General features: G+C 70.8%; 20 protein-coding genes. 15 read left to right on the top strand and 5 right to left on the bottom strand.

The annotated features are described in order from the left end of the window. Window positions 1–66 precede the first annotated feature (66 nt). On the top strand, window positions 67–1,590 hold the full coding sequence (locus AB0K03_RS09675; RefSeq protein ID WP_364682572.1) for a hypothetical protein: 1,524 nt from the start codon (window positions 67–69) through the stop codon (window positions 1,588–1,590). 4 nt (window positions 1,591–1,594) lie between these two features. Here AB0K03_RS09675 and AB0K03_RS09680 read toward each other — a convergent pair whose 3' ends face one another. Both AB0K03_RS09680 and AB0K03_RS09685 read right to left on the bottom strand, forming a co-directional pair. Then, entirely contained in the window at window positions 1,595–2,626 is a 1,032-nt protein-coding gene (locus AB0K03_RS09680; RefSeq protein WP_364682574.1) for an alpha-hydroxy acid oxidase, read from the bottom strand. Between the two features lie 34 nt (window positions 2,627–2,660). Next, window positions 2,661–3,617, bottom strand: a complete 957-nt coding sequence (locus tag AB0K03_RS09685; RefSeq protein WP_364682576.1) for an aldo/keto reductase — start codon at window positions 3,615–3,617, stop codon at window positions 2,661–2,663. Window positions 3,618–3,879: 262 nt separating this feature from the next. Between AB0K03_RS09685 and AB0K03_RS09690 the strand changes: the two genes are divergently transcribed. Continuing rightward, the gene (locus AB0K03_RS09690) at window positions 3,880–5,478 is read left to right on the top strand and encodes a beta-1,3-glucanase family protein (protein WP_364682578.1); all 1,599 of its coding nucleotides are present in this window, start codon (window positions 3,880–3,882) and stop codon (window positions 5,476–5,478) included. 85 nt (window positions 5,479–5,563) lie between these two features. Here the strand turns inward: AB0K03_RS09690 and AB0K03_RS09695 are convergent, their stop codons facing one another. Genes AB0K03_RS09695 through AB0K03_RS09705 form a run of 3 tightly spaced genes read right to left on the bottom strand, consistent with a single transcriptional unit; the run spans window position 5,564 to window position 9,887 of the window. Further along, a complete protein-coding gene (locus tag AB0K03_RS09695; RefSeq protein WP_364682580.1) occupies window positions 5,564–6,400 on the bottom strand; it encodes an SWIM zinc finger family protein in 837 nt (278 codons plus the stop codon). Between the two features lies 1 nt (window position 6,401). Beyond that, window positions 6,402–9,452: a DEAD/DEAH box helicase gene (locus AB0K03_RS09700; protein ID WP_364682582.1), complete on the bottom strand. Its 3,051-nt coding sequence runs from the start codon at window positions 9,450–9,452 to the stop codon at window positions 6,402–6,404. A gap of 54 nt (window positions 9,453–9,506) precedes the next feature. Continuing rightward, a complete protein-coding gene (locus tag AB0K03_RS09705) occupies window positions 9,507–9,887 on the bottom strand; it encodes a VOC family protein (protein WP_364682584.1) in 381 nt (126 codons plus the stop codon). 74 nt (window positions 9,888–9,961) lie between these two features. Here AB0K03_RS09705 and AB0K03_RS09710 point away from each other — a divergent pair, with 74 nt between their 5' ends. The 13 genes from AB0K03_RS09710 (at window position 9,962) to nuoH (ending at window position 24,436) form a co-directional block, all read left to right on the top strand. After that, on the top strand, window positions 9,962–10,702 hold the full coding sequence (locus AB0K03_RS09710) for a TetR/AcrR family transcriptional regulator (RefSeq protein WP_364682586.1): 741 nt from the start codon (window positions 9,962–9,964) through the stop codon (window positions 10,700–10,702). Between the two features lie 46 nt (window positions 10,703–10,748). Next, entirely contained in the window at window positions 10,749–11,984 is a 1,236-nt protein-coding gene (gene mqnC / locus AB0K03_RS09715) for a cyclic dehypoxanthinyl futalosine synthase (RefSeq protein WP_364682588.1), read from the top strand. Between the two features lie 432 nt (window positions 11,985–12,416). After that, window positions 12,417–13,112 carry a demethylmenaquinone methyltransferase gene (locus AB0K03_RS09720; RefSeq protein ID WP_364682590.1) on the top strand — a complete coding sequence of 232 codons (696 nt, stop codon included), beginning with the start codon at window positions 12,417–12,419 and terminating at the stop codon, window positions 13,110–13,112. Window positions 13,113–13,161: 49 nt separating this feature from the next. Beyond that, the gene (locus AB0K03_RS09725) at window positions 13,162–13,443 is read left to right on the top strand and encodes a hypothetical protein (RefSeq protein ID WP_364682592.1); all 282 of its coding nucleotides are present in this window, start codon (window positions 13,162–13,164) and stop codon (window positions 13,441–13,443) included. A 99-nt stretch (window positions 13,444–13,542) separates the two neighbouring features. Further along, the gene (locus tag AB0K03_RS09730; protein ID WP_364682594.1) at window positions 13,543–14,823 is read left to right on the top strand and encodes a geranylgeranyl reductase family protein; all 1,281 of its coding nucleotides are present in this window, start codon (window positions 13,543–13,545) and stop codon (window positions 14,821–14,823) included. 127 nt (window positions 14,824–14,950) lie between these two features. Continuing rightward, window positions 14,951–15,316, top strand: a complete 366-nt coding sequence (locus AB0K03_RS09735) for an NADH-quinone oxidoreductase subunit A (RefSeq protein ID WP_364682596.1) — start codon at window positions 14,951–14,953, stop codon at window positions 15,314–15,316. A gap of 5 nt (window positions 15,317–15,321) precedes the next feature. Further along, a complete protein-coding gene (locus AB0K03_RS09740) occupies window positions 15,322–15,993 on the top strand; it encodes an NADH-quinone oxidoreductase subunit B family protein (RefSeq protein WP_364682598.1) in 672 nt (223 codons plus the stop codon). Continuing rightward, window positions 15,990–16,709 carry an NADH-quinone oxidoreductase subunit C gene (locus AB0K03_RS09745; RefSeq protein ID WP_364682600.1) on the top strand — a complete coding sequence of 240 codons (720 nt, stop codon included), beginning with the start codon at window positions 15,990–15,992 and terminating at the stop codon, window positions 16,707–16,709. The genes AB0K03_RS09740 and AB0K03_RS09745 overlap by 4 nt, the downstream gene beginning before the upstream one ends. Next, a complete protein-coding gene (locus AB0K03_RS09750) occupies window positions 16,706–18,031 on the top strand; it encodes an NADH-quinone oxidoreductase subunit D (protein ID WP_364682602.1) in 1,326 nt (441 codons plus the stop codon). Before AB0K03_RS09745 ends, AB0K03_RS09750 begins: the two co-directional genes overlap by 4 nt. Next, the gene (gene nuoE / locus AB0K03_RS09755) at window positions 18,032–19,258 is read left to right on the top strand and encodes an NADH-quinone oxidoreductase subunit NuoE (protein ID WP_364682604.1); all 1,227 of its coding nucleotides are present in this window, start codon (window positions 18,032–18,034) and stop codon (window positions 19,256–19,258) included. Next, window positions 19,255–20,571: an NADH-quinone oxidoreductase subunit NuoF gene (gene nuoF / locus AB0K03_RS09760; protein ID WP_364682606.1), complete on the top strand. Its 1,317-nt coding sequence runs from the start codon at window positions 19,255–19,257 to the stop codon at window positions 20,569–20,571. Before nuoE ends, nuoF begins: the two co-directional genes overlap by 4 nt. Next, entirely contained in the window at window positions 20,571–23,045 is a 2,475-nt protein-coding gene (locus tag AB0K03_RS09765; RefSeq protein ID WP_364682608.1) for an NADH-quinone oxidoreductase subunit G, read from the top strand. Before nuoF ends, AB0K03_RS09765 begins: the two co-directional genes overlap by 1 nt. Further along, window positions 23,042–24,436: an NADH-quinone oxidoreductase subunit NuoH gene (nuoH, locus tag AB0K03_RS09770; protein ID WP_364682610.1), complete on the top strand. Its 1,395-nt coding sequence runs from the start codon at window positions 23,042–23,044 to the stop codon at window positions 24,434–24,436. Before AB0K03_RS09765 ends, nuoH begins: the two co-directional genes overlap by 4 nt. Window position 24,437: the final 1 nt, after the last annotated feature.

The following is a 24,437-nucleotide window of genomic DNA, read 5'->3' on the forward strand; positions in this document are numbered from 1 at the left end:
ACCGGGTGGCGCGGCCGCCTACACGTGCCCTACGCTGCGCGGACTTCTCACTTGATCATCGAAGCGGTGACCATGCGTCTGCACAGTTTCCTGGGCCGGTCGGCCCTGCCCCTGGCCCTGATCGGGCTGGCCACGATGGGCGCCGCCCTGCCGGCCCACGCCGACCCGGGCGACGACCGTCCCGAGGTCGGGGTGTACGTCCCCGAGCGGGTCGTCACCGTCGACAGCAAGACCAAGACCGTCGAGTTCGTGGTGTCGAACGAAAGCGATGTGAAGGCGGAAGACCTCGTCGCCGGCTTCGGCAGCGCCGACGACCCGGTACCGGCCTCCCTCGTTCTGACCCCGCCGCAGGGCTGCACCGACACCTCCGCGTGCAAACTGGGTGACCTCGAGCCCGGCGACTTCAGGTCGGTCAAGTTCCAGGTGCAGCCCACGGGCGCGCTGCCGGCCCTGGGCGCGAGCTTCCCGATCGTCGTCCGCGACGCGAGCTCGACCTGGCAGGCCGCCGCGCAGGTCACGGTCGTGCGGGCCGAGGCCGGCGTCGACCTCGAGATGGGCGCGGTCGAGGACATCAAGCTGGCGCCCGGCAGGTCCGCCAAGGTCCCCGTGGTCGTCCGCAACGCCGGCAACCGGACGGTGGACAGCGTCGCGATCATCCTCGCGGGCACGCCGTTCATCAGCTTCCCGGCCACGTACAGCAACTGCCTCGCGGTCGAGGAGCTGGAGGGCACGGCCTGCTTCTTCGACCAGCCGCTGGGCCCGGACGAGGTGCTGACGGTGTCGGACGCCACGCCGCTCAAGGTGAAGGTCGCGGCGGACGCCCCGGGCCCGGCTGACTACCTGGGCGCGGTGTTCGCCACCGACCCCGACGACCTCGAGCTGGCCGACCTCGCCGCGCAGAAGGTCGCGGCCGCCCCGAAGGCGTCGCAGCTCAAGCTCGTACGGATGCCCAAGCAGCGGACCGCCGCGGCCGCCGCCCAGGGCGGTGACCTCAACGGGTGGGACAACGCCACCACGTTCCGCGTGAAGGTGTCGAGCAACCCGGCCGACAGCGCCGCCGTGGGCGCCACCTTCGCCGGGGCCGTCGGCGAGACCCGTACGGTCCAGGTCGGCGTGCGCAACAACGGCCCGGCGGCGACGATGGGGCCGTTCCAGGGCTGGATCACCAGCGCCATGGTGGAGATTCCGAAGGGCGTCGCGCTCACCAAGGTCGACGAGGACTGTTTCGCGATGTCGGACGGCGCGCCGGAGGACATGGAGCCCGGCAAAGTGCGCGGCCGTGCGTATGTCTGCTTCACCCTGGACAGCGTCAAGAAGGGTGACAAGGCGCTGTTCTCCTTCACCGGCCGGATCACCGGCGACTCCCCGGCCGGCTCGGTCACCGTCGACGGCGGCGACCAGGACCCGGTGAAGTCCAACGACGTCGCGCCGATCACCGTCGAGCTGACCGCCGGTGGTTCGGGTGGCGGGCTGCCCGTCACCGGCTCCCCGGCCGGCCTGCTCGCCGGTGGTGGCGCGCTGCTGCTCGCCGCGGGTGCGGTCGCCTTCGTGACCGCCCGGCGCCGCCGGATCGTCACGGTCGCGGAGTAGGACGTCACGCTGACGGCCCGGGAATCACCGATTCCCGGGCCGTCAGGCCGTCGTCGATGTGCGCCAGGCTGGGGACTCCCGCCTGCGCCATCGTCCGTGCCAGGTCGTCGCGATAAAACCGCAGGAGATCCCGTACGCCCTCAGCACCGCCGGTCGCCAGCGCCCACAGCACGGGCCGGCCGATGAGGACCGCGCTCGCGCCCAGCGCCAGCGCGGTCAGCACGTCCGCGCCGTTGCGGATGCCCCCGTCGACGAGAACGGGCACCCGGCTGCCGACCGCCTCCACGACCGGCCGCAACGCGTACGCGGACGCCACCGCCCGGTCGAGCTGGCGGCCGCCGTGGTTGGAGACGATCACCCCGGCCGCGCCCGCCTCGACGCAGGCGATCGCGTCCTGCGGCCGTAGCACGCCCTTGACCAGCACGGGCAGGCCGGAGACGGCCGCCAGCCAGCCGATCGCGTCCGCGCTCAGGGACGGATCCTGCTGCTGCCCCGGCGTACGGTTCTCCGGCGCGGCGCTTCCCGCCTCGGGAACCGCGCTGCGGAAGACGTACGGCGCGTCCGCGGTCAGCACGATCGCCCTCGCACCGCGCGCCGCCGCGTCGCGTACCTGCGCCTCGGTGATCGAGGGATCGCGCAGCACGTACGCCTGGAACCACCACCGGTCCGACGAGATCTTCCGCCCCGCGCGCGCCGACTGGATCAGCAACGACCCGGCCTGCGACACACCCTGGGCGGTGGCCGCCTCGCCGTCCGGATGCGCGAGCGTGTGCAACGCGGACGGCCCGGCCAGCACGGGCGCGGCCAGCGGGGTCCCGAACAGCTCGGTCTCGGTGCTGACCCGTGACACGTCCTGGAAGAGACGCGGCAGGAACCGCCAGCTGCGCCACGCGGCGGCGGCCTCGTCCCGGCTGATCCCCTCGCCCGTGCCGGCCCGGTAGTACTCGAAGACGGCCGGGGAGAGGACCTCCTGCGCCTCGCGTTCGAGCGGCTCCACGGCTCGGCTGCTCAGGTCGGCTCCACGGCTCGGGTCCAAGGCTCGGCTCCTCAGGTCGGCTCCACGGCTCGGCTCAGCCGGCGAGGATCTCCTCCAGGGCGGCGATGTCGTCGGCCGTGAGCTGCCAGGCGCCCGCCGCCGCGTTGGCCCGGACCTGCTCGGGGGTGGTCGCGCCGGCGATCACGCTGGTCACCGCCGGCCGTGCCGCGAGACCCGCGATCGCGACGTCGAGCAGCGAGCGGCCGCGTTCCTTCCCGTACGCGGTCAGCGCCTCGATCAGGTCCCAGTCGGCGCCGTCGAGCCACCGCCGGTACCGTTCCTGGGCGAGCCGGGTGCCCTCGGGCGGCTGCTGCCCGCGCTGGTACTTGCCGGTGAGCAGGCCGCTGTCCAGCGGGAAGAACGGCAGCAGGCCCAGCCCGAACCGCTCGCACGCGGGCACGACCTCGGCCTCGACGTCACGATGCAACAGGCTGTACTGGTTCTGCGCGCTGATGAACGGCGTCTGCCCGGCCGCTCGTGCGGTCCAGTCGGCGTCGGCGATCTGCCAGCCGGCGAAGTTGGAGTTGCCGAGATAGCGCACCTTGCCGGCGCGTACCAGGTCGTCCAGGGCGGCCAGTGTCTCCTCGATCGGCGTGGCCTCGTCCGGCTCGTGCATCTGGTACAGGTCGATGTGGTCGGTGCCGAGCCGGCGCAGCGACGCCTCGGCGGCGCGCACGATGTAGCGGCGCGAGCCCCGGGCGCCGTGGTCGGCGCCGTTCATGCCCTCCATGTCCATGCCGAACTTGGTCGCCAGCACCACCTCGTCGCGGCGTCCCTTCAGCGCGGCGCCGAGGCATTCCTCGGAGCTCCCGTGCGGGGTGCCGTAGATGTCGGCGGTGTCGAACAGGGTGATCCCGGCGTCGAACGCGGCATCGACGACGGCCCGGGTCCCGTCGAGGTCGAGCTTGCGGCCGAAGTTGTTGCAGCCGATGCCGACGACGGAGACGACCAGCCCGGACGTGCCGAGGCGGCGGTAGTTCATCTCGCTCATGCTCCGACCCTATTCCGGTACGCCCCGAGCGGCCCGCCCTCGACCGGGGTCCGGTGGCGCTTCGACGCGCGGGTGATCTCGGCCGGTTCGCCGGAAACGTCGTCGAAATACATCAGGCTGTGTCTATTGACACACCGTGTTAACCATTCGATGCTGTGAGAGCGCTCTCACGGCTGCCTTGCTGGTCGCGGGGGTTGCGACGCACGACATCCCCATCCCCGTACGTTCTCGCGCTGCTCGCTTCGTCCCCCGAGGAGTCACTGTGCGAACCAAGAGAAGACTGTTGCACGCGCTCGCCGCACTCGCGGTGGCCGTGCCGGTGGCGGTCTCCGCCGCCGCGGCGCCGGCCCAAGCGGTCGGCCCGGCACTGCTCCCGGTCTCCGTCACCAACAACACCGGCCGCGGCGACGCGGTCTACCTGTACGTCATCGGCACCAACCTCAACACCGGCCGGCTCGGCTACGTCAACCAGGGCGGCACCTTCACGCCCTGGCCGGCCGGGCAGATCCCGCCGTCCCCGGCGCCGGACGTGGCCATCGGCGGCCCCGGCAACGGCGGCACCACCACGATCCAGTTCCCGCTCGGCTTCTCCGGGCGCGTGTACTTCTCCCTCGGCGAGAAGCTCAAGCTGTTCCTCACCCCGGACGGCTTCGTCCAGCCGGCGCCGTGGGCCGGAGGCGACCAGAACCGCAACATCCTGTTCGACTGGAGCGAGTTCACGTACAACAAGGACGGCCTCTGGCTGAACAGCTCGCAGGTCGACATGTTCGCGGTTCCGCACGCGGTCACCGTCACCGGCTCCAACGGGGTCACGTCGCGGTCGGGCGACCCGGTCAACAACGGGCGCGACGCCATCATCAACGGGATCAAGGCTCAGCCCGGCTGGGCGAACACCGTGGTGACCCGCTCGGACGGCACGGTGCTGCGCGTCCTGTCCCCGGGCAAGGCGGCCGGCGCGGGGCTGCTCAGCGCCAACTACTACGACTCGTACATCAACTCGGCGTGGAACGCGTACGCGTCGAAGACCCTGACGATCGTGCCGTTCGCGGATCAGCCGAACACCAAGTACTTCGGGCGTACGTCCGGCAACGTCATGACCTTCACCAACTCGGCCGGTCAGCAGGTGGCGTCGTTCAACAAGCCGTCGTCGGCGTCGGTGTGGGGCTGCGACGGCGACCTGCCCGCCCCGAACGACCTGGTGGTCGGCCCGATCTCCCGGACCCTCTGCGCCGCCCTCAACCGCGGCACGCTCGGCACGCTCGACACCCAGCCGACCACGAACGCTTCGCAGTTCTACCAGAACAACCCGGCGAACCAGTACGGGAAGATCATCCACCAGAACATGGCGGACGGTAAGGCGTACGCGTTCGCCTTCGACGACGTCGGCAACTTCGAGTCGCTGGTGCACAACGGCGACCCCCGCTCGGCGGGCCTGATCCTCACCCCGTTCGGCGCGGGCGGCACGACCCCGCCGACCACGGGTGGCTCGTCGCTGATCAGCGACTGGAACGGCAAGTGCATCGACGTCCCCGGCGCCAACTTCGTCGACCGCGCGGCGCTGCAGATGTACACCTGCAACAACACCAACGCCCAGAAGTGGACCTTCGCCAACGGCGCGGTCCAGGCCGGCGGCAAGTGCATGGACGTCGCCGACGGCTCCACCGCCAACGGCGCCGTGGTGCAGCTCTACACCTGCAACAACACGGGTGCGCAGCAGTTCGTGCTGTCGGGCGCGGGAGACCTGGTGAACGTCCAGGCCAACAAGTGCGTCGACATCAAGGACTGGAACGGCAACGACGGCGCTCGGTTGCAGCTGTGGGACTGCGCGGGTACGGCCAACCAGAAGTGGCACAAGGGCTGAATCGGCTCCGACCGAGGGGTCCGCGCTATCGCGCGGGCCCCTCTGCGTGCGAGTGACGAACGGGCTCGCCAGGCGCGCCGTGTCGCTATTCCGTTGTGGACGGTCCGCCGCCGAGGTCCCGGTAGGCGGGCCGCAGGATGTCCACCAGCGGTATGTGGCGTACCCGGACCCGCGGCGGATCCAGCACCCGCAACAGCAGCTCCGGCGGAGCCGTCACACGGGCCGGCCTTTCCCGCAGCCGGCTCAGGGAGACGGCCGGCGTGTAGAAGTCGCCGAGCCGGTCGTCTAGCGCCACCTCGTCCACCGCGAGCGGGTCCACTGTTTCGGCCGGTTCGGGAAGGCCGCGAAGGGCGGACAGGACCTCCTCCCGCGGGCGGCCGCGCCAGGCCAGGACCAGGAACGGGTCGTCGTCGAAGGCCTCGGCGAGCACGTACAGGACGGCGGACAGGTGTTTGCACGGCACGCCCCAGTCCGGGCACGTGCATCGCATGTCCAGATCGGACGGGAAAAGCGGGAGGTCCAGCTCGTCGAACACATCGACGATCTCGTGTGGCATCTCGCCCGCGAGCAGCGCGGCGCGATACAGCGCCTGGGATCCCAGCACGGCGAGGGCGCGTGTCCACTGTGTCTCGTCGTACGCGGGGATGCGGATCGTCACCTGGTATGGCGCCGGCCGCGAACCCTGCACCCGGCCCGACACCGTGCCGGGGCTGAGCTCGAAATCGATGACCTGCCCCTTGCGGGCGTACGCACGACCGCGCGCGAGCCGCCCGGGAGCGCACGTGCGCTCGAGAATGTCGACGAACCGCCGCGACCACCACTGCTCGCCGATCTTTCCGCGCTGGGCTCGCACGGCCAGGCCGCCGTCCACACGGATCGGGCCGGTCGTCTCGAACCAGCGGCCCTCGGGGTCGACCGGCATCTCAGCTCACCGCCACCGGGTCGAGGGCGAACAGCTCGCGCAGCTCGGCGGTCGTCAGATCGGTGATCCATTCCTCGCCCGTACCGACCACTGTGGAGGCCAGCGCCTTCTTGCGCTCGATCATCGCGTCGATCTTCTCCTCGAGCGTGCCCGTGCAGATGAACTTCCGGACCTGCACGTTGCGCGACTGTCCGATGCGGAACGCCCGGTCGGTCGCCTGGTCCTCCACGGCGGGATTCCACCAGCGGTCGACGTGGATGACGTGGTTGGCCGCGGTCAGGTTGAGCCCTGTGCCGGCGGCCTTGAGCGAGAGCAGGAAGATCATCGGCTCGGGGTCGTGCTGGAACCGCTCGACGAGCTCGTCGCGCTTCGCCTTCGACAGTCCACCATGGAGCCAGAGCACCGGACGGTCGAGGTGTGCGGCGAGATACGGCTGCAGCATCGCGCCGAACTCCGCGTACTGCGTGAAGACCAGCGCCTTGTCGCCGTCCGTGACAAGCTCCTCGGTCAGCTCCTCCAGCCGGGCCAGCTTGCCGGACCGCCCGGGCAGCCGGGAGCCGTCCTTGAGCAGGTGCGCCGGGTGATTGCAGACCTGCTTGAGCTTCGTCATGGCCGAGATGACGTTGCCACGCCGCTGGATGCCCTCGGTGCTCTCGATGACGGCCATCATGTCCTCCACCACCGCCTGGTAGAGGGTGGCCTGCTCGGCCGTCAGCGAGCACCACACCTTCATCTCGTTCTTCTCCGGGAGGTCGGAGATGATCGACTTGTCGGTCTTCAGGCGCCGCAACACGAACGGTCCGGTGGCCCGTTTGAGCGCCGCGGTCGCATCGGCGTCCCCGCGCACCTCGATCGGCTCCTGGAACCGCTTGCGGAAACGCTTCGCGGGCCCGAGCAGCCCAGGGTTGACGAACTCCATGATGGACCAGAGCTCGGCGAGATGGTTCTCCACCGGCGTGCCGGTGAGGGCCAACCTGGTGCGCGCGGGGATCGCCCGCACGGCCTGCGCCTGCCGCGTGCCGCTGTTCTTGATGGCCTGCGCTTCATCGCACACCACCCGTCCCCATTGGACATCGCGCAACAGATGCAAATCGCGCAGCGCAGTGCCGTACGTGGTGATGACGACGTCGGCCTCGGCCACGGCCGCACAGAACTCGTCATCGCGCTTGCGTGTGGTGCCGTGGTGCACCATCACGCGCAGGCTCGGCGCGAAGCGGGCTGCCTCCTTCTGCCAGTTGCTGACCAGAGACATAGGACAGACGAGCAGAGTGGCAGCCACCGCGGGCTGCGCCGCTGCATCCTCGCGCTCGGTGAGCAGCAGCGACAGGGTCTGCGCGGTCTTCCCGAGACCCATGTCGTCGGCCAGGATGCCGCCGAGCCCGAGCCGCCCGAGGAAGGAGAGCCACGACAGCCCTCGCTCCTGGTACGGCCGCAGCACCCCCTGGAACCCCGGCGGCGTGGACACGGGCGTGAGCCGCGCCGCGGCCTCCCCGGACAGCAGGTCGCCGAGCCGGCCGTCCGCGTCCACCTCGACCAGCGGCAGGTCCTCCTCGCCGCCGTCGACGACCTGCTGCAGCACCTCGCCCGCGGTGAGCTCGCCCTCGCGCCGCCGCCCCACCGCCTTGAGCGCCGCCTTGAGCTGCCGGTCGTCCAGCTCCACCCACTGGCCGCGGACGCGCACCAGCGGCACCTTGAGCCGGGCCAGCTCGGCCAGCTCCTCGGCGCTGACGGTGCCGTCGCCGATGATGAGGTCGATCCGGAAGTCGACCAGCTCCTCGAGCCCGAACCCGGAGTCGGCCGCGGCTTTGCCCGAGGGCGTCGTGCTTTTCGCGCGGGTGGTCAGCTTGAGCCCGACCGCCTTGCGCCCTGCCCACGACGGGAGCTGTACGCCGAAGCCGGCCGCCTGCAGCAGGGGAGCGGCCTGCCGCAGGAACTCGTGCGCGTCGGCCGTGGTGAGCGTCATCTCGTGCGGCCGCGCGCCGAGCAGGGCCTCGTGCAGGGCCGGGAAGAGCCGTACGGCCCGGCCGAGACCGGCCAGCAGGGTCTCGTCCGCCCGCCCCGCGAGCCCGGGCAGCCGCTCGCCGGCCCACAGCTCCTCGGCCGGCAGGTACAAGCTCGGGTCGTCGGCCGACTGCAGCGCGAACGCGAGGGTCCACGAGTCCTCGCCCGGTGGTGGCTCGACCAGCCGGAAGCTGACCCGGACGGGGCCGTTGGCCTCGTGGGCGGCCCGCAGCCAGGCCTCCAGCGGCTTGGCGAGGGCCGCCACGTCCGCGGCGTCCGCTCCGGGCAGGGTGGGGTCCTCGGCGGTCAGGGCGGAGGCCCAGCGGTCCGGCAGGGCGGCCCGGGGGCCGGGCCGTGCCCCGGCCAGGAGGCGCTCCGGAAGGATGGACCGTGCTCCCGCGTCGACCAGGGCGTTCAGCGCGTCGCGCACCGTACGGGCGGCGCCCGCGTCGGGGGCCGCGCAGGCCCGGCAGGCCGGGGGCATCGCCTGGGCGAACTCCCGGAAGGCCGCCGCGTCGCCGCCGGTGAGGACGGGACGCCACCGGGCGGCGGGGACTCCGGCCTCCGTCACGAGCTGTGGCAGCATCCGGCCCCGGCCGGCCATGTCGCAGGCGTGCCCGGCGAGCAGGGACAGGTAGCGCAAGGAGGCCGCAGCCGTCCACGGGCCCTCCGGGTCGGGCTCGGCCAGCGCGCCGAGGGCGGACAGTGCCTGATCGCCGGGCAGCACGAGGGCGGGGGTCTCCCACGCCGTCAGTCGTAGGCCGCGGGACGGCGTCTCGCTGCCTGTCTCCGGCGACGGCAGCGGGCCTTTCGCCGTGCCGGGCAGGCGCAGGCTCAGCGTGTGCTCGTCCGCCTTGACGAGCGCGTCGCGTACATCGTCGGCGGATCCGGTCAGCGCCGCGGACAGCTCGCCCGCCGCCACGGCGAACGGGTGCGGCCGGGACCGTGCCCGGGAGGTGGTGGTCAGCGGGAGATCCGGATCCTCGGCCCAGAGCGCGAGCCGGCCCGGCGCCGACTCACCGGCTATCCAGACGCCATGTACGACGAGCACTGCGACTCCGATTCCGATCGACCCATCGAGATTAACGACCGAGGCGCCGGAGGCTCACGTCGCGACCCACTGCACCAGCTCATACGGCACGCCGTTGGGGTCGGTCACCATGAACAGGCGTTCACCCCACGGCTCCTCGCGCAGCGGCAGCGTGATGGGCACCCCCTCGGCGCGCAGGCGCTCGTGCTCGGCGTCGAGGTCGTCGACCACGAAGGCGATGATCGTGCCGGACGCGTGGCGCTCGCGCAGCTGCTCGGGCAGCACCTCGAGGCCGCGACGCAGGAAGATCACATCCATCGCGCCGTCGTCCCGGCCCAGCGAGGCGAAACCGTCGGCGGCCATCCGCTCGGTGAAGCCGAAATGCGTGGCGAGAAACTTGCTGGAGGCGGCGACGTCGTCGACGGTCAGTGAGACGGCGGAGGATGTGATCTGCACGGTGCCTCCCGGCGGCCGGGCTCATTCATGGACGCCGTACAAGATACACCGTACAAGAAAGGGGTGCCACCCTCGTGGCCGAGGCGCGACGCACCATCGACCTGCTCTGGTTCGACGAGCCGCAGAGCCGGCGTGGGCGCAAGAAGGGGCTGACGCTGACCCAGGTCGTGGACGCAGCCATCGCGCTGGCCGACGCCGAGGGCCTCGACGCGGTCAGCATGCGGCGGGTCGCGCAGGACCTCGGTGTGGTGCCCATGACGCTGTACACCTACGTACCGGACAAAGCGGCCCTACTTGACCTGATGCTGGACGCCCTCTACCTGCGGATGCCGCGCGACGGCGACGGTGGCGCCGGCTGGCGGGAGCGGATTCGCGCGGTGGCGGAGCAAAATCGCGCCCTGTACGAGGCGCACCCGTGGGCCGCGGAGATCCCGGTGAGCCGGCCTCCGCTGGGCCCCGGGCTGATGGCGAAGTACGACCACGAGCTGCGCGCCTTCGAGGGCGCCGGCCTCGACGACGTGGAGATGGACGCAGCGCTGACCTACGTGCTGGGTTTCGTGCAGCACGCGGCTCGGACGTCGGCCGCCGCCCGGGCCGCCGTCGAACGCTCCGGGCAGACCGACCAGCAGTGGTGGGAGGAGAGCGGGCCGCTGCTGGAGAAGGTGTTCGACCGGAACCGCTACCCCCTGGCCGTCCGGGTCGGCGAGGCGGCGGGCGCCGAGCTGGGTGCGGCCTTCAACGCCGGCCACGCGTACGCCTTCGGTCTCGAGCGGGTGCTGGACGGCCTGGACGTGCTGATCAAGGCCCGCCAGTGACCCGCGCCGCTGACTGGTGCCGGCGCGGGGACGTAGTCTTCGGGACGTGACGGTGAACGCGGAGATCGAGAGCATTCTGCAGCGCGGTGCCGACGGCGGGCGGATCACGCCCGAGGAGGCCCTGCTGCTCTACACCGACGCGCCCTTCCACGCTCTGGGCGAGGCGGCCGACGCCGTCCGGCGGCGCCGGTATCCCGACGGGATCGTCACCTACCTGATCGATCGCAACATCAACTACACCAACGTGTGCGTCACCGCGTGCAAGTTCTGTGCCTTCTACCGGGCGCCGAAGCACAAGGAGGGCTGGACGCACCCGATGGAGGAGATCCTGCACCGGTGCGGCGAGGCGGTCGACCTCGGCGCCACGCAGGTGATGCTTCAGGGTGGTCACCACCCCGACTACGGCGTCGAGTACTACGAGAATCTCTTCTCCTCGGTCAAGGCGGCGTACCCGCAGCTCGTCATCCACTCGATCGGCCCGAGCGAGATCCTGCACATGGCCAAGGTCTCCGGCGTCTCCATCGAGGAGGCCATCATCCGGATCAAGGCCGCCGGGCTGGACTCCATCGCCGGCGCCGGCGCGGAGATGCTCCCGGACCGCCCGCGCAAGGCGATCGCCCCGCTCAAGGAGAGCGGCGCGCGATGGCTGGAGGTCATGGCGGTCGCCCACCGCAACGGCCTGAGCTCCACGGCCACGATGATGATGGGTACGGGCGAGACCAACGCCGAGCGCATCGAGCACATCCGGATGATCCGCGAGGTGCAGGACCTGGCCGTCGCCAACGGGTACGTGGACTCCGCAGTCGAGCAGGGCGACGGTGTCGGCGGCTTCCGGGCCTTCATCCCGTGGACGTACCAGCCGGAGAACAACCACCTCAAGGGCCGCACCCAGGCCACCACGATGGAGTACCTGCGCTTCGTCGCCGTGTCCCGGCTGTTCTTCGACAACGTCGCCCACCTGCAGGCCTCCTGGCTGACCACGGGCAAGGACGTCGGCCAGCTGTCGCTGCACCTCGGCGTCGACGACCTGGGCTCGATCATGCTCGAGGAGAACGTGATCTCCTCGGCCGGCGCCCGGCACCGCTCGAACCTGCACGAGCTGATCGGCATGATCCGCACCGCGGACCGCATCCCGGCCCAGCGCGACACGCTCTACCGGCACCTGGCCGTGCACCGCACGCCGGCGGACGACCCGACCGACGAGCGCGTGGTCTCCCACTACTCGTCGATCGCGATGCCGGAGGGCGGCCGCAAGAACCTGCCGCTGGTCGACGTCTCCTGACCGGGGGACCCGCGAGCGCGGCTGCGGCTGCTGCCGCGACCCGCGCGCGGCTGCTACCGCGACCGAGCGACCGCGGCTGAGGGGTGCCGGTGGGCCGTACGACCGTCCGGGTCGGCCGATCGGACAGGTGCGGATCGGTGGGTCGGAGAGGGCCGGATTGCTCCTCGGTAACGAGGGCCGCGAGCCTCTGGTACGCCGTGTCGGCGCTGGTTACGGTGCCTGCGTAACACCCGGTAGTACCGCAACACCACAAGCGTCGCCGAGGCATCGACCGCCGGCGGTGGGTTCGGACCCGACCGATGGCGGTCGTATATATAACGCACAAGGACAAGGCGGGATGGGTCACCATCCCGCCTTTTCTGTTTGCGTGAGAAAGGCTTCAGTCCGTTCTTGGGTGGCGGGCGGGGCGGTCGGATGGGGGAAGATGCGAGCGTGACGCGCGCAGATCTGGACAAGCAGCCGCACGAGGTCGCCGAGATGTTCGACGGCGTGGCCGAGCGGTACGACCTGACCAACACCGTCCTCTCCTTCGGGCAGGACCGGGGCTGGCGGCGGGCGACCCGGGCGGCGCTCGCGCTGCGGCCCGGCGAGAGGGTGCTCGACGTCGGCGCGGGAACCGGTGTGTCGACCGAGGAACTGGGCCGTTCGGGGGCGTACGCGGTCGGCGCCGACCTGTCCACCGGCATGCTGCGTGCCGGGCGGCGCTCCGGGCGAGCAGTGCCGCTGGTGGCCGGGGACGCGCTGCGGCTGCCCTTCGCCGACGAGGCATTCGACGCGGTGACCATTTCGTTCGCGCTGCGCAACGTCGTGGACACCGCGGCCGCGTTGCGGGAGCTGGCGCGGGTGACCCGGCCCGGTGGCCGCCTGGTGGTGTGCGAGTTCAGCAGCCCGACCAACCCCGCGTTCCGCACGGTCTACATGTCCTATCTGATGCGGAGCCTGCCGGCGGTCGCGCGCGGTGTGTCGAGCAATCCGGACGCGTACGTGTATCTGGCCGAGTCGATCCGGGCCTGGCCGGACCAGCGGGCCCTGGCCGGACGGATCGCGGAGGCCGGTCCGTGGGGCCGGGTGGCGTGGCGCAACCTGACGGGCGGCATCGTGGCGTTGCACCGGGCCACAAAGAGGTAAAGATTGCCGTTTGCCCGTTTCATGCCCGCACTCGGTGTTAGCTGCGGGTATGACGACTATCGACCTCTTCGTCGACGACTCGGACATCGACGTCGCGATCGACGACCGGGACGAGGGTGAACGCCGCGCGCTGGAGCTGGCGCAGCGGATCCGGATGGTGGCGGCGTACGACCCGGGACACGCCCAGCGGCTGGTGGATGAGCTGATCGTCCAACTCGACCGGGCCCTGGGCGGTACGTTTCGGGAATACCTGGACGGAGCTACCCGACAGATTGCAGACCGGGCGCTGAGCGCGGGTGGGGCGGGCATTTCACCCCCGCGAAACAGTTAGGGTTGCCTAACCCTGATCCGCCTCGATGCCGGTCCTAGACTCCGACCTGGGCTGGCTTGTGAACTGTTTCACGAGCCCGCGTGAGACCGGAGGTGAGCCGTGAACGGGACCGTCGCCGACGAGGCTGACGTGATCGTGGTCGGTGCCGGGCCCGGCGGATCCGCCGCGGCCTACCACATGGCCAGGCACGGGCTGAGAGTACTGCTGCTGGAGAAAACGGAGTTCCCGCGGGAGAAGGTCTGCGGGGACGGCCTGACGCCGCGTGCCGTACGCCAGCTCGTCCGCATGGGTGTGGACACCTCGGAGAAGGCCGGCTGGCTGCACAACCGAGGCCTGCGCGTGATCGGTGGCGGCGTCCGCCTCGAGCTCGACTGGCCCGACCTCGCGAGCTTCCCCAACTACGGGCTCGTGCGCACCCGCATGGACTTCGACGACATGCTCGCCAAGCAGGCCGTCGAGGCCGGTGCGCTGCTGCGTACCGGTGTGACGGTCGGTGGCCCGGTGCTGGACGCGGACGGCCGCGCCATCGGGGTCGAGGCCAAGGTGGGCCCGGATAAGGAACCGGTTCAGTATCTGGCCCCGCTGGTGATCGCGGCGGACGGCGTGTCCGGCAAGCTGCCGCTCGCCATGGGCCTCGCCAAGCGCGACGACCGGCCGATCGGCGTCGCGGTGCGGCGTTACTACCACTCCCCGGCGCGTGCCGACGACGACTACCTGGAGTCGTGGCTGGAGCTGCGCAGCGCGCAGGACCCCAACCGCCTGCTGCCCGGGTACGGCTGGATCTTCGGCCTCGGCGACGGCCGGGTCAACGTCGGCCTCGGCATCCTGAACTCCTCGGACGCGTTCGGCAAGACCAACTACCGCGCGATGCTGACCGACTGGCTCGGCTCCACCCCCGAGGACTGGGGCATGCGCGACGAGGCCAACGCCGACGGGCCCATCCTCGGCGCCGCCCTGCCGATGGGCTTCAACCGGGTGCCGCACTACACGCGCGGCATGATGCTGGTCGGCGACTCGGGCGGCATGGTCAACCCCATGAACGGCGAGGGCATCGCGTACGCGATGGAGTCCGGTGAGCTCGCCGCGGAGGTGGCCGTCCAGGCCCTCGCGCGCGCCGCCGGTCCGGACCGCGAGCGGGCGCTGCAGGCGTACCCGGCGGAGTTGAAGGAGCGTTTCGGCGGGTACTACCGGCTCGGCGGGATCTTCGTGAAGCTCATCGGCAACCCCCAGATCATGCGCATCGCCACGAAGCACGGCATGCCGCACCCGACGCTGATGCGCTTCGTGCTGAAGCTGCTGGCGAATCTGACGGATCCACGGGACGGGGACGCGATGGACCGCATCATCAACGGTCTGACCAAGGTCGCACCGGCGGTATGAACGCAATGAGGAATGTCTTCAGTCCGTCTTATGGGCGGTCGGGCGGGGCGGTTGGATGGACCCCGGGGCGGGCCGGGCACAAGAGCATTAATAGTGTGAAGCGGCTAACAGTCGAGCAGGAGACGGTATGACGCTCAACCCTTACGTACCGATCGTCGGGCTGCTGATCCTCGGCGCGCTCTTCGCCCTCTTCTCGGTGTCGGTCGCCCCGATCGTCGGCCCGAAGCGGTACAACCGGGCGAAGCTGGATGCGTACGAGTGCGGCATCGAGCCGGCGCCGCAGCCGATCGGCGGCGGCCGCTTCCCGGTCAAGTTCTACCTGACCGCGATGCTCTTCATCATCTTCGACATCGAGACGATCTTCCTCTACCCGTGGGCCGTGTCCTTCGAGGCGCTCGGCCTGTTCGGGTTCGTCGAGATGGTCCTCTTCATCGTCACCGTCTTCATCGCCTACACGTACGTGTGGCGACGCGGCGGCCTCAACTGGGACTGATAACCATGGGTATCGAAGAGAAGCTGCCGAGCGGCATCCTCCTCACCTCGGTGGAGAAGCTGTCCAACTGGGCCCGCAAGTCGTCGTTCTGGGGCGCCACGTTCGGCCTCGCGTGCTGTGCGATCGAGATGATGGCCGCCGGCGGCCCGCACTACGACCTCGGCCGCTGGGGCATGGAGGTCTTCCGGGCCTCGCCCCGCCAGGCCGACCTGATGATCGTCGCCGGCCGGGTGAGCCAGAAGATGGCCCCGGTCGTGCGTCAGATCTACGACCAGATGCCGGAGCCGCGCTCGGTGATCTCGATGGGCGTCTGCGCCTCGTCGGGCGGCATGTTCAACAACTACGCGATCGTGCAGGGCGTCGACCACATCGTGCCGGTCGACATCTACCTGCCCGGCTGCCCGCCGCGGCCCGAGATGCTGATCGACGCGATCCTCAAGATGCGCGAGAAGGTCATGGCCCAGCCGCTCGGCCCGAACGGCCGCAAGATGCTCGAGGCCCGCAGGGAGCGCGGCGACGTGCCGGTCGTCGCCCCGGGCGCGATGCCGTCGTCGTACCGCGTGGACAAGGCGCGGCGCGCGGAGTGGACCCAGGCGGTTAAGGAAGGCCGTGAGGAGCAGCTGCGCATCGAGAACTGGATGAAGCTGCAGCCGCACCTTCGGGAGGGTGGCAAGTGACGACGAATTCCCACTCCGACGGCGGGGTGCCGGCGACGCAGCCGGTCGGCGCGAACCTCGACGCCCCGGCGCAGACACCGCCGAGCCCGATGAAGGGCATGTTCGGCGTCAAGGGCACCGGCGACGTCTCGGGCTTCGGCGGCCTGGCCCGCCGGCGCCCGACCACGGTGGACAGCCCCCGGCCCTTCGGCGGCTACTTCGACGAGGTGTACGACGCGCTGGAGGAGGCCTACCCGGGCTTCGCCGACGCGATCGAGAAGGTGGTCGTCGACCGCGGCGAGCTCACCCTGCACATCGCGCCCGAGCGCATCGCCGAGGTCTGCCAGATCATGCGCGACGACGAGTCGCTGCGCTTCGAGCTCTGCTCCTCGGTCGACGGCGTCGACTACCTGGGCAGTGACGAGCGCCGGCTGCACGTCTCGTACCAGCTGACCTCCATGACGTACCGCCGCCGGGTGCGTCTGGAGGCCGCGGTCGCGGTGGGGCAGCACCTGCCCAGCGTGACCTCCGTCTACCCGACCGCCGACTGGCAGGAGCGGGAGATCTACGACATGTTCGGCGTCGTGTTCGACGGCCACCCCAACCTGACCCGGATCCTGATGCCGGACGACTGGGAGGGGCACCCGCAGCGCAAGGACTACCCGCTCGGCGGCGTTCCCGTCGAGTACAAGGGCGCCGAGATTCCGCCTCCTGACCAGCGGAGGGTCTACCAATGACACAGTCCGGCTACGCCACCGAACGAGAGACCACCGAGGGCCGCGTCTTCACGGTCACGGGCGGCGACTGGGACTCCGTCACCAGCAGCATCGACCCGCTCAGCAACGAGAAGATCGTCGTCAACATGGGCCCGCAGCACCCGTCCACGCACGGCGTGCTGCGCCTCGTGCTGGAGCTCGAGGGTGAGACGGTGACCGAGTGCCGTCCCGTCGTGGGCTACCTGCACACCGGCATCGAGAAGAACCTCGAGTACCGGAACTGGACCCAGGGCGTCACGTTCGTGACCCGCATGGACTACCTGTCCAACATGTTCAACGAGGCCGGCTACTGCCTCGCCGTGGAGAAGCTGCTCGGCATCACCGACCAGATCACCGAGCGGACGAACACGATCCGGGTCATGTTCATGGAGCTCCAGCGGATCGCCTCGCACCTGGTGTGGCTGGCGACCACCGGCATGGAGCTCGGCGCGATCTCGATGATGCTGTACGGCTTCCGCGAGCGCGAGTACATCCTCGACATCTTCGAGGAGACCTCGGGCCTGCGGATGAACAACGGCTACATCCGCCCGGGCGGGCTGTCCCAGGACCTGCCGGAGTCGGCGGTCAAGAAGATCCGCGACTTCCTCGTCTACATGCCGAAGAAGCTCAAGGAGTACGAGGACATGCTCTCCGGCCAGGTCATCTGGCAGGAGCGTACGCAGGGTGTCGCCGTCCTGGACGTCACCGGCTGCCTCTCCCTGGGCACCACCGGTCCGGTCCTGCGCGCGGCCGGCCTGGCCTGGGACCTGCGCAAGACGATGCCGTACTGCGGTTACGAGACGTACGAGTTCGACGTCCCGACCGCCACGACGGCCGACGTGTGGGGCCGCTACCTGGTCCGGGTCGCCGAGATCCGCGAGTCGCTGAAGATCGTCGAGCAGGCGCTCGACCGGCTGCGCCCCGGTCCGATCTGGATCGAGGACAAGAAGATCGCCTGGCCGTCGCAGCTCGCGCTCGGCGTCGACGGGCTCGGCAACTCGCTGGAGCACGTCGCCAAGATCATGGGTCAGTCGATGGAGTCGCTGATCCACCACTTCAAGCTCGTGACCGAGGGCTTCCGGGTCCCGCCGGGGCAGGTCTACGTCGGCATCGAGCACCCGCGCGGCGAGCTCGGCGTGCACGCGGTGTCCGACGGCGGCACGCACCCGTACCGGGTGCACTACCGCGACCCGAGCTTCGTGAACCTGCAGGCCATCCCCGCGATGGCCGAAGGCGCTCTGCTGGCCGACGTGATCGCCGGCGGCGCGTCCCTGGACCCGGTGATGGGTGGGTGTGACCGATAGATGTCCGATACCACGGTTGAGTTCTCCCCGGCGGCGGCCCCGCTCGCGGAGAAGCTCCTCGAGCCTGCGCGTGAGATCATCGCCCGCTACCCGGCGGGTCGTGAGCGTTCCGCGCTGCTGCCGTTGCTGCACCTCGTGCAGACGGTGGAGGGGCACGTCAGCCCCGACGGCGTCGCGTTCTGCGCCGAGATCCTGGGCATCAACAAGGCCCAGGTCGGCGCGGTGGCGACCTTCTACACGATGTACAAGCGCCGCCCGACCGGTGACTACCTGATCAGCGTCTGCACCAACACGCTGTGCAACGTGCTGGGCGGGCAGGAGGTCTACGACGGCCTGGTCGAGCACCTCGGCGTCGGCCACGACGAGACCACCGCCGACGGCAAGATCACGCTCGAGCACGCCGAGTGCCTCGCGGCGTGCGACTACGCCCCGGTGGTGACGGTCAACTACGACTTCGCCATCGACCAGGCCACGCCGGAAGCGGCGGTGACCCTGGCCGAGAAGCTGCGCGCCGGCGAACGGCCGATGCCCAGCCGCGGCGCCCGCATCTGCACGCTCAAGGAGATGCAGGTCCAGCTCGCCGGCTTCGCCGACGAGCGCGAGGGCGCGGTGGCCGACGGCGTCGCCGGCGCCCCCACGCTGCGCGGCGTCACGCTCGCCCAGGAACACGGGATCGCGGTGGCGGACTTCGACATCGACACCCCGATCGCGACGACCAAGCCGGCCCGCGACGAGTCGGCGAAGGCCGTCAAGGACGCCGCCCCGGCGGGCGCCCAGCCGCCGGCCGCGAAGCCCGAGGGCAAGATCACCGGTGCTGCCAAGAAGGCGGCCGGCGCGGTCAAGTCGGCCGCGGCGGCGGTCGTCGACAAGGCCGAGCACGTGGTCGAGCAGCGCCGGGCGACGCCGGGCAAGCCGGCCCGCTCCGGCGGCGGCGACGTCAAGGACCCCGAGGTACGCGCCGCCGAGCAGCGCAACCCGGATGCCGCGACGCCGGCGCCCGCGGCGACCGGCAGCGGTCTGCCCGAAGGCGGCCCGGCACCCGCCGGCCCGGCAGAGGCCGCCGGCGCGGCCAACAGCACGGTCGCCGGCGACGGCAAGCCGGCCGGTGACAGCGAGCGCGGCGAGAGCATCGTCAGCGAGAGCACCGACGCGCACAAGGAGCAGTCCACCGCCGCGGAGAACCCCGGGTGGCAGAACGCTCAGCGCGGCAGCGAGGAGAAGAAGTGACCCAGCCACGGCGCGAGGTGCTCCAGAAGCTCACCCCCGTCCTGACCAAGCGCTGGCTGTCGCCGGACGCCTGGAAGATCGACGTGTACGAGCGGCTCGACGGCTACGCCGCGGTCCGCAAGGCGCTGGACGTGCACCCGGACGACCTGATCCAGCTCATCAAGGACTCGGGCCTGCGCGGCCGCGGCGGCGCCGGCTTCCCGACCGGCCTCAAGTGGGGCTTCATCCCGCAGGGCGACGGCAAGCCGCACTACCTCGTCATCAACGCCGACGAGGGCGAGCCGGGCACCTGCAAGGACCTGCCGCTGATGACGTACGACCCGCACTCGCTGATCGAGGGCGCGATCATCGCCTCGTACGCGATCCGCGCGAGCCGGGCGTACATCTACATCCGCGGCGAGGCGGTGCACGCCGCCCGCCGGCTGCGCAACGCGGTCAAGGAGGCGTACGCCAAGGGCTACCTCGGTGTGAACATCCTCGGCTCCGGATTCGACCTGGACCTCGTCGTGCACAGCGGCGCGGGCGCGTACATCTGCGGCGAGGAGACGGCTCTGCTGGACTCGCTCGAGGGATTCCGCGGCCAGCCCCGGCTGCGTCCGCCGTTCCCCGCGGTCGCCGGCCTGTACGCCAGCCCCACCGTCGTCAACAACGTCGGCACCATCGCCTCGGTGCCGTACATCGTGCTGGGCGGCGCCGACTGGTGGAAGAGCATGGGCACGGAGAAGTCGTCCGGCCCGATGATCTACTCGCTCTCCGGCCGGATCGCCAACCCGGGCCAGTACGAGTGCGGCCTCGGCATCACCCTGCGCGAGCTGATCGAGCTCGCGGGCGGCATGAAGCCCGGCCACAACCTCAAGTTCTGGACGCCGGGCGGCTCGTCCACGCCGCTGCTGACCGCCGAGCACATCGACACCCCGATGGACTTCGAGGGCGTCGCGGCCGCGGGCTCCATCCTGGGCACCACGGCGATGCAGATCTTCTCCGACCAGGACTGCCCCGTGTACGCGACCTGGCGCTGGCTGGAGTTCTACCACCACGAGTCCTGCGGCAAGTGCACCCCGTGCCGTGAGGGCAACTACTGGATGGTGCGCACGTACCGCCGGATCCTCTCCGGCCAGGGCACCTACCAGGACCTGGACACCCTGCAGGACACGGCGGACAACATCTTCGGCCGGTCGTTCTGCGGCCTCGGCGACGGCGCGGCCACCCCGGTCGTCTCCACGCTGAAGTGGTTCCGGCAGGACTACCTGGACTACATCGAGGGCCGGACCGCCCCGCGGCTGTCCGAGAAGGCCCTGGTAGGAGCGCACTGATGACCGACGTCGCCAAGAAGACCGACACCGTCACGCTGACCATCGACGGCGTCGAGGTGACCGCCGCCAAGGGCGAGCTGGTCATCCGGGTCGCCGAGCGGATGGGCATCGCGATCCCGCGGTTCTGCGACCACCCGCTGCTGGCCCCGGCCGGCGCCTGCCGGCAGTGCCTGGTGGAGGTGGAGGGCCAGCGCAAACCGGTCGCCTCCTGCACCCAGACGGTCGCCGAGGGCATGGTCGTCAAGACCCAGCTCAGCTCGCCGGTCGCCGCCAAGGCGCAGGCGGGCATCATGGAAATGCTGCTGATCAACCACCCGCTCGACTGCCCGACCTGCGACAAGGGCGGCGAGTGCCCGTTGCAGAACCAGGCGATGTCGAGCGGGCGTCCCGACACGCGCTTCCACGAGCACAAGCGCGAGTACGAGAAGCCGATCCACATCTCCAGCCAGGTGCTGCTGGACCGGGAGCGCTGCATCCTGTGCCAGCGCTGCACCCGGTTCTCCGAGGAGATCGCCGGCGACAAGTTCATCGACCTGATGGACCGCTCGTCCGGCGAGCAGATCAACGTGTACCGCGACGACTTCTTCGGCGGCACGGGCACCGGTGACGGACAGGTCGGCGAGGGCGAGGGGGACGTCGCCTTCAACTCGTACTTCTCCGGCAACACGATCCAGATCTGCCCGGTGGGCGCGCTGACCGGCGAGCAGTACAGGTTCCGCGCCCGCCCGTTCGACCTGGTCTCCACGCCGACGACGTGCGAGCACTGCGCGGCCGGCTGCGCGATGCGGGCCGACCACCGTCGCGGCAAGGTGCTGCGCCGGCTCGCCGGCGACGACCCGGCGGTCAACGAGGAGTGGAACTGCGACAAGGGCCGGTGGGGTTTCCGCTACACCACCGGCTACGACCGCATCACCACCCCGATGGTCCGCGACGCCGACAGCGGCGAGCTGCGTGAGGCCTCCTGGTCCGAGGCGCTCGTCGTCGCGGCCGAGGGCCTGGCGGCGGCGAAGGGCAAGGGCGTCGGCGTGCTCACCGGCGGCCGGCTCACCGTCGAGGACGCGTACGCGTACGCGAAGTTCGCCCGGGTCGCCCTCGGCACGAACGACATCGACTTCCGCGCGCGGCCGCTGTCGGCGGAGGAGGCCGACTTCCTGGCCGCCTCGGTCGCCGGAGTCACCGACGTCACGTACGAGGACGTCGAGAACGCGCCGTCGGCGCTCATCGTCGGGCTGGAGCCCGAGGAGGAGTGCCCGATCCTCTTCCTGCGCCTGCGCAAGGCCCACGGCAAGAAGAAGCTGAAGGTCACGGCGGTGGCGCCGTACCTGAGCCGGGGCTTCGAGAAGCTCGGCGCGGCGCTGGTCCCGGCCGTTCCGGGCGACGAGGCGCGGCTGCTGGCCGGCGACGCCACGGTGGCCGCCGCGCTCAGCGCGCCCGGCTCGCTGCTGATCGTCGGCGAGCGGCTGGCGAGCGTCCCCGGCGGTCTCTCCGCCGCGGCCGAGCTCGCCGCCCGGACCGGCGCCCGGCTCGCCTGGGTGCCGCGGCGCGCGGGCGACCGCGGCGCGGTGGACGCGGGCTGCCTGCCCAACCTGCTGCCCGGCGGCCGCCCGGTCACCGACGTGGCGTCGCGGGCCGAGCTGGCCACCGCCTGGGACGTCGACGCGAACGCCCTGCCCGCCACGGCGGGCCGCGACACGGACGCGATCATCGCGGCGGCCGCGGACGGCTCGCTCGGCGCCCTGCTGGTGGCCGGCGTCGACCCGGCCGACCTCGCCGACCCGCGCCTGGCCGAGCAGGCCCTGGACGCGGTGCCGTTCCTGGTCAGTGTCGAACTGCGGCAGAGCGCCGTGACCCGGCGCGCCGACGTGGTCCTGCCGATCGCGCCGGCCCCGGAGAAGGCCGGCACGTTCATGGACTGGGAGGGCCGCCTGCGGACCTTCGACGCCGTGCTGCCGACCGGCGCGATGACCGACGCCCGGGTGCTGGAGGCCATCGCCGCGTCGATGGGCTTCGCTCTGGGCACCGGCGACGTCGGCGCGATCCGCCGCGAGCTGGGCGCGATGCCGGCTAGCCGGTCCGAGCGCCCGGCACTGCCCACGGTCACCGCGGCGAGCGTGCCGGAGCCGGGCGCCCAGGAGGCGGTCCTCGCCACCTGGCACCAGCTGATCGACCTCGGCACGCTGCTCGACGGTGACGAGGTGCTGGCCGGCACGGCCCGTACCCCCGTCGTCCGTCTCGGCAAGGACCTCGCCGAGACGCTCGGCGTGGCCGACGGCGACGCCGTCACGGTCGGCACCGACCGCGGCGCCGTCACGCTGCCCGCGGCGATCACCGACCTGCCCCCGCGGGTGGTGTGGCTGCCCACGAACTCGCCCGGCTCGACGGTCCGTCGCAGCCTCGGCGTCACGTCGGGTGCGGTGGTCCGGCTCAGCGCCGGCAAGCCGGGCCCGGTCCTTGCCCAAGAGGTGAACTCATGAACACCACGATGATCCTCGGGGCCGCACAGGACCCGACGCTGCAGACGTTCGAGAACGACGTCTGGTGGATCACGCTGATCAAGCTGCTGGGCGTCTTCGTCATCCTGCTGCTGCTGACGCTCTTCACGATCAACTACGAGCGCAAGGTCGTGGCTCGGATGGCGGTCCGCCCGGGCCCCAACCAGGTCGGTCCGAAGGGCTGGCTGCAGAGCCTCACCGACGGCATCAAGCTGCCGTTCAAAGAGGAGATCATCCCGAAGACCGCCGACAAGGTGGTGTACTTCATCGCCCCGGTGATCTCGGCGACCACCGCGTTCACCGCGTTCTCGGTGATCCCGTTCGGGCCGGTCGTGTCGATCTTCGGCCACAAGACGGCGCTGCAGCTCACCGACGTGCCGGTCTCGGTGCTGGTGCTGCTGGCCTGCTCCTCGATGGCCGTGTACGGCGTCGTGCTGGCCGGCTGGGCGTCGGGCTCGACGTACCCGCTGCTGGGCGGCCTGCGGTCGAGCGCGCAGATGATCTCGTACGAGGTCGCGATGGGCCTGTCGATCGTGGCGGTCTTCATGACCGCGGGCACGATGTCGACCTCGCAGATCGTCAAGGCGCAGGCCGGCAACGGCGAGTCGGGGTTCGACATCCTCGGCTGGAACCCCACCGCCCCGAGCTGGTACGCGGTCCTGCTGCTGCCCAGCTTCGTCATCTACCTGATCGCGGCGGTCGGTGAGACCAACCGGGCCCCGTTCGACCTGCCCGAGGCGGAGTCCGAGCTGGTCGGCGGCTTCCACACCGAGTACTCGTCGTTCAAGTTCGCGCTGTTCTTCCTGGCCGAGTACATCAACATGATCACCGTCTCGGCGTTCGCCACCACGCTGTTCCTCGGCGGCTGGCGGGCCCCGGCTCCGATCACCACGTTCTGGGCCGGCGCCAACTCCGGCTGGTGGCCGCTGCTCTGGTGGTTGGTGAAGGTCCTGATCCTGCTCTTCGGCTTCATCTGGCTGCGGGCCACGCTGCCCCGGATGCGCTACGACCAGTTCATGCGCTTCGGCTGGAAGGTGCTGATCCCGGTCAACCTGGTCTGGATCCTGTTCCTGGCCGGCGTCCGGGTCACCAACGACCGGATCGACGGCAGCGCGCGGTACCTCGTCTACATCGTCGCGGCGGTCGTGGTGCTCGGCATCGCGATGCTCTGGCCGGCGAGCAAGAAGCCGCGGGAGCGCTCGATCGAGGAGCAGCTCGCGGCCCGGCCGCCGGGCAGCTTCCCGGTCCCGCCGATGGACCTGCAGGTCCCGCCCAGCCCTCGCGCCCGGCGCGCGGTGGCCGAGCGCCAGCCCGCCACGGTCGGCGGCACGACCACCGACCCGGACGACGACACGTCAGACAAGGAGGTGTGAC

It is taken from the genome of Actinoplanes sp. NPDC049316 (assembly GCF_040677315.1).
Taxonomy (GTDB): Bacteria; Actinomycetota; Actinomycetes; order Mycobacteriales; family Micromonosporaceae; genus Actinoplanes.

Coding starts and splice junctions, on each gene's coding strand:
- AB0K03_RS09685 (WP_364682576.1), bottom strand. CDS start 3,617: ATGAGCGAGATGAACTACCGCCGCCTCGGCACGTCCGGGCTGGTCGTC.
- AB0K03_RS09695 (WP_364682580.1), bottom strand. CDS start 6,400: ATGCCGGTCGACCCCGAGGGCCGCTGGTTCGAGACGACCGGCCCGATC.
- AB0K03_RS09725 (WP_364682592.1), top strand. CDS start 13,162: ATGACGACTATCGACCTCTTCGTCGACGACTCGGACATCGACGTCGCG.
- AB0K03_RS09735 (WP_364682596.1), top strand. CDS start 14,951: ATGACGCTCAACCCTTACGTACCGATCGTCGGGCTGCTGATCCTCGGC.
- AB0K03_RS09740 (WP_364682598.1), top strand. CDS start 15,322: ATGGGTATCGAAGAGAAGCTGCCGAGCGGCATCCTCCTCACCTCGGTG.
- AB0K03_RS09750 (WP_364682602.1), top strand. CDS start 16,706: ATGACACAGTCCGGCTACGCCACCGAACGAGAGACCACCGAGGGCCGC.
- nuoE (WP_364682604.1), top strand. CDS start 18,032: ATGTCCGATACCACGGTTGAGTTCTCCCCGGCGGCGGCCCCGCTCGCG.
- AB0K03_RS09765 (WP_364682608.1), top strand. CDS start 20,571: ATGACCGACGTCGCCAAGAAGACCGACACCGTCACGCTGACCATCGAC.
- nuoH (WP_364682610.1), top strand. CDS start 23,042: ATGAACACCACGATGATCCTCGGGGCCGCACAGGACCCGACGCTGCAG.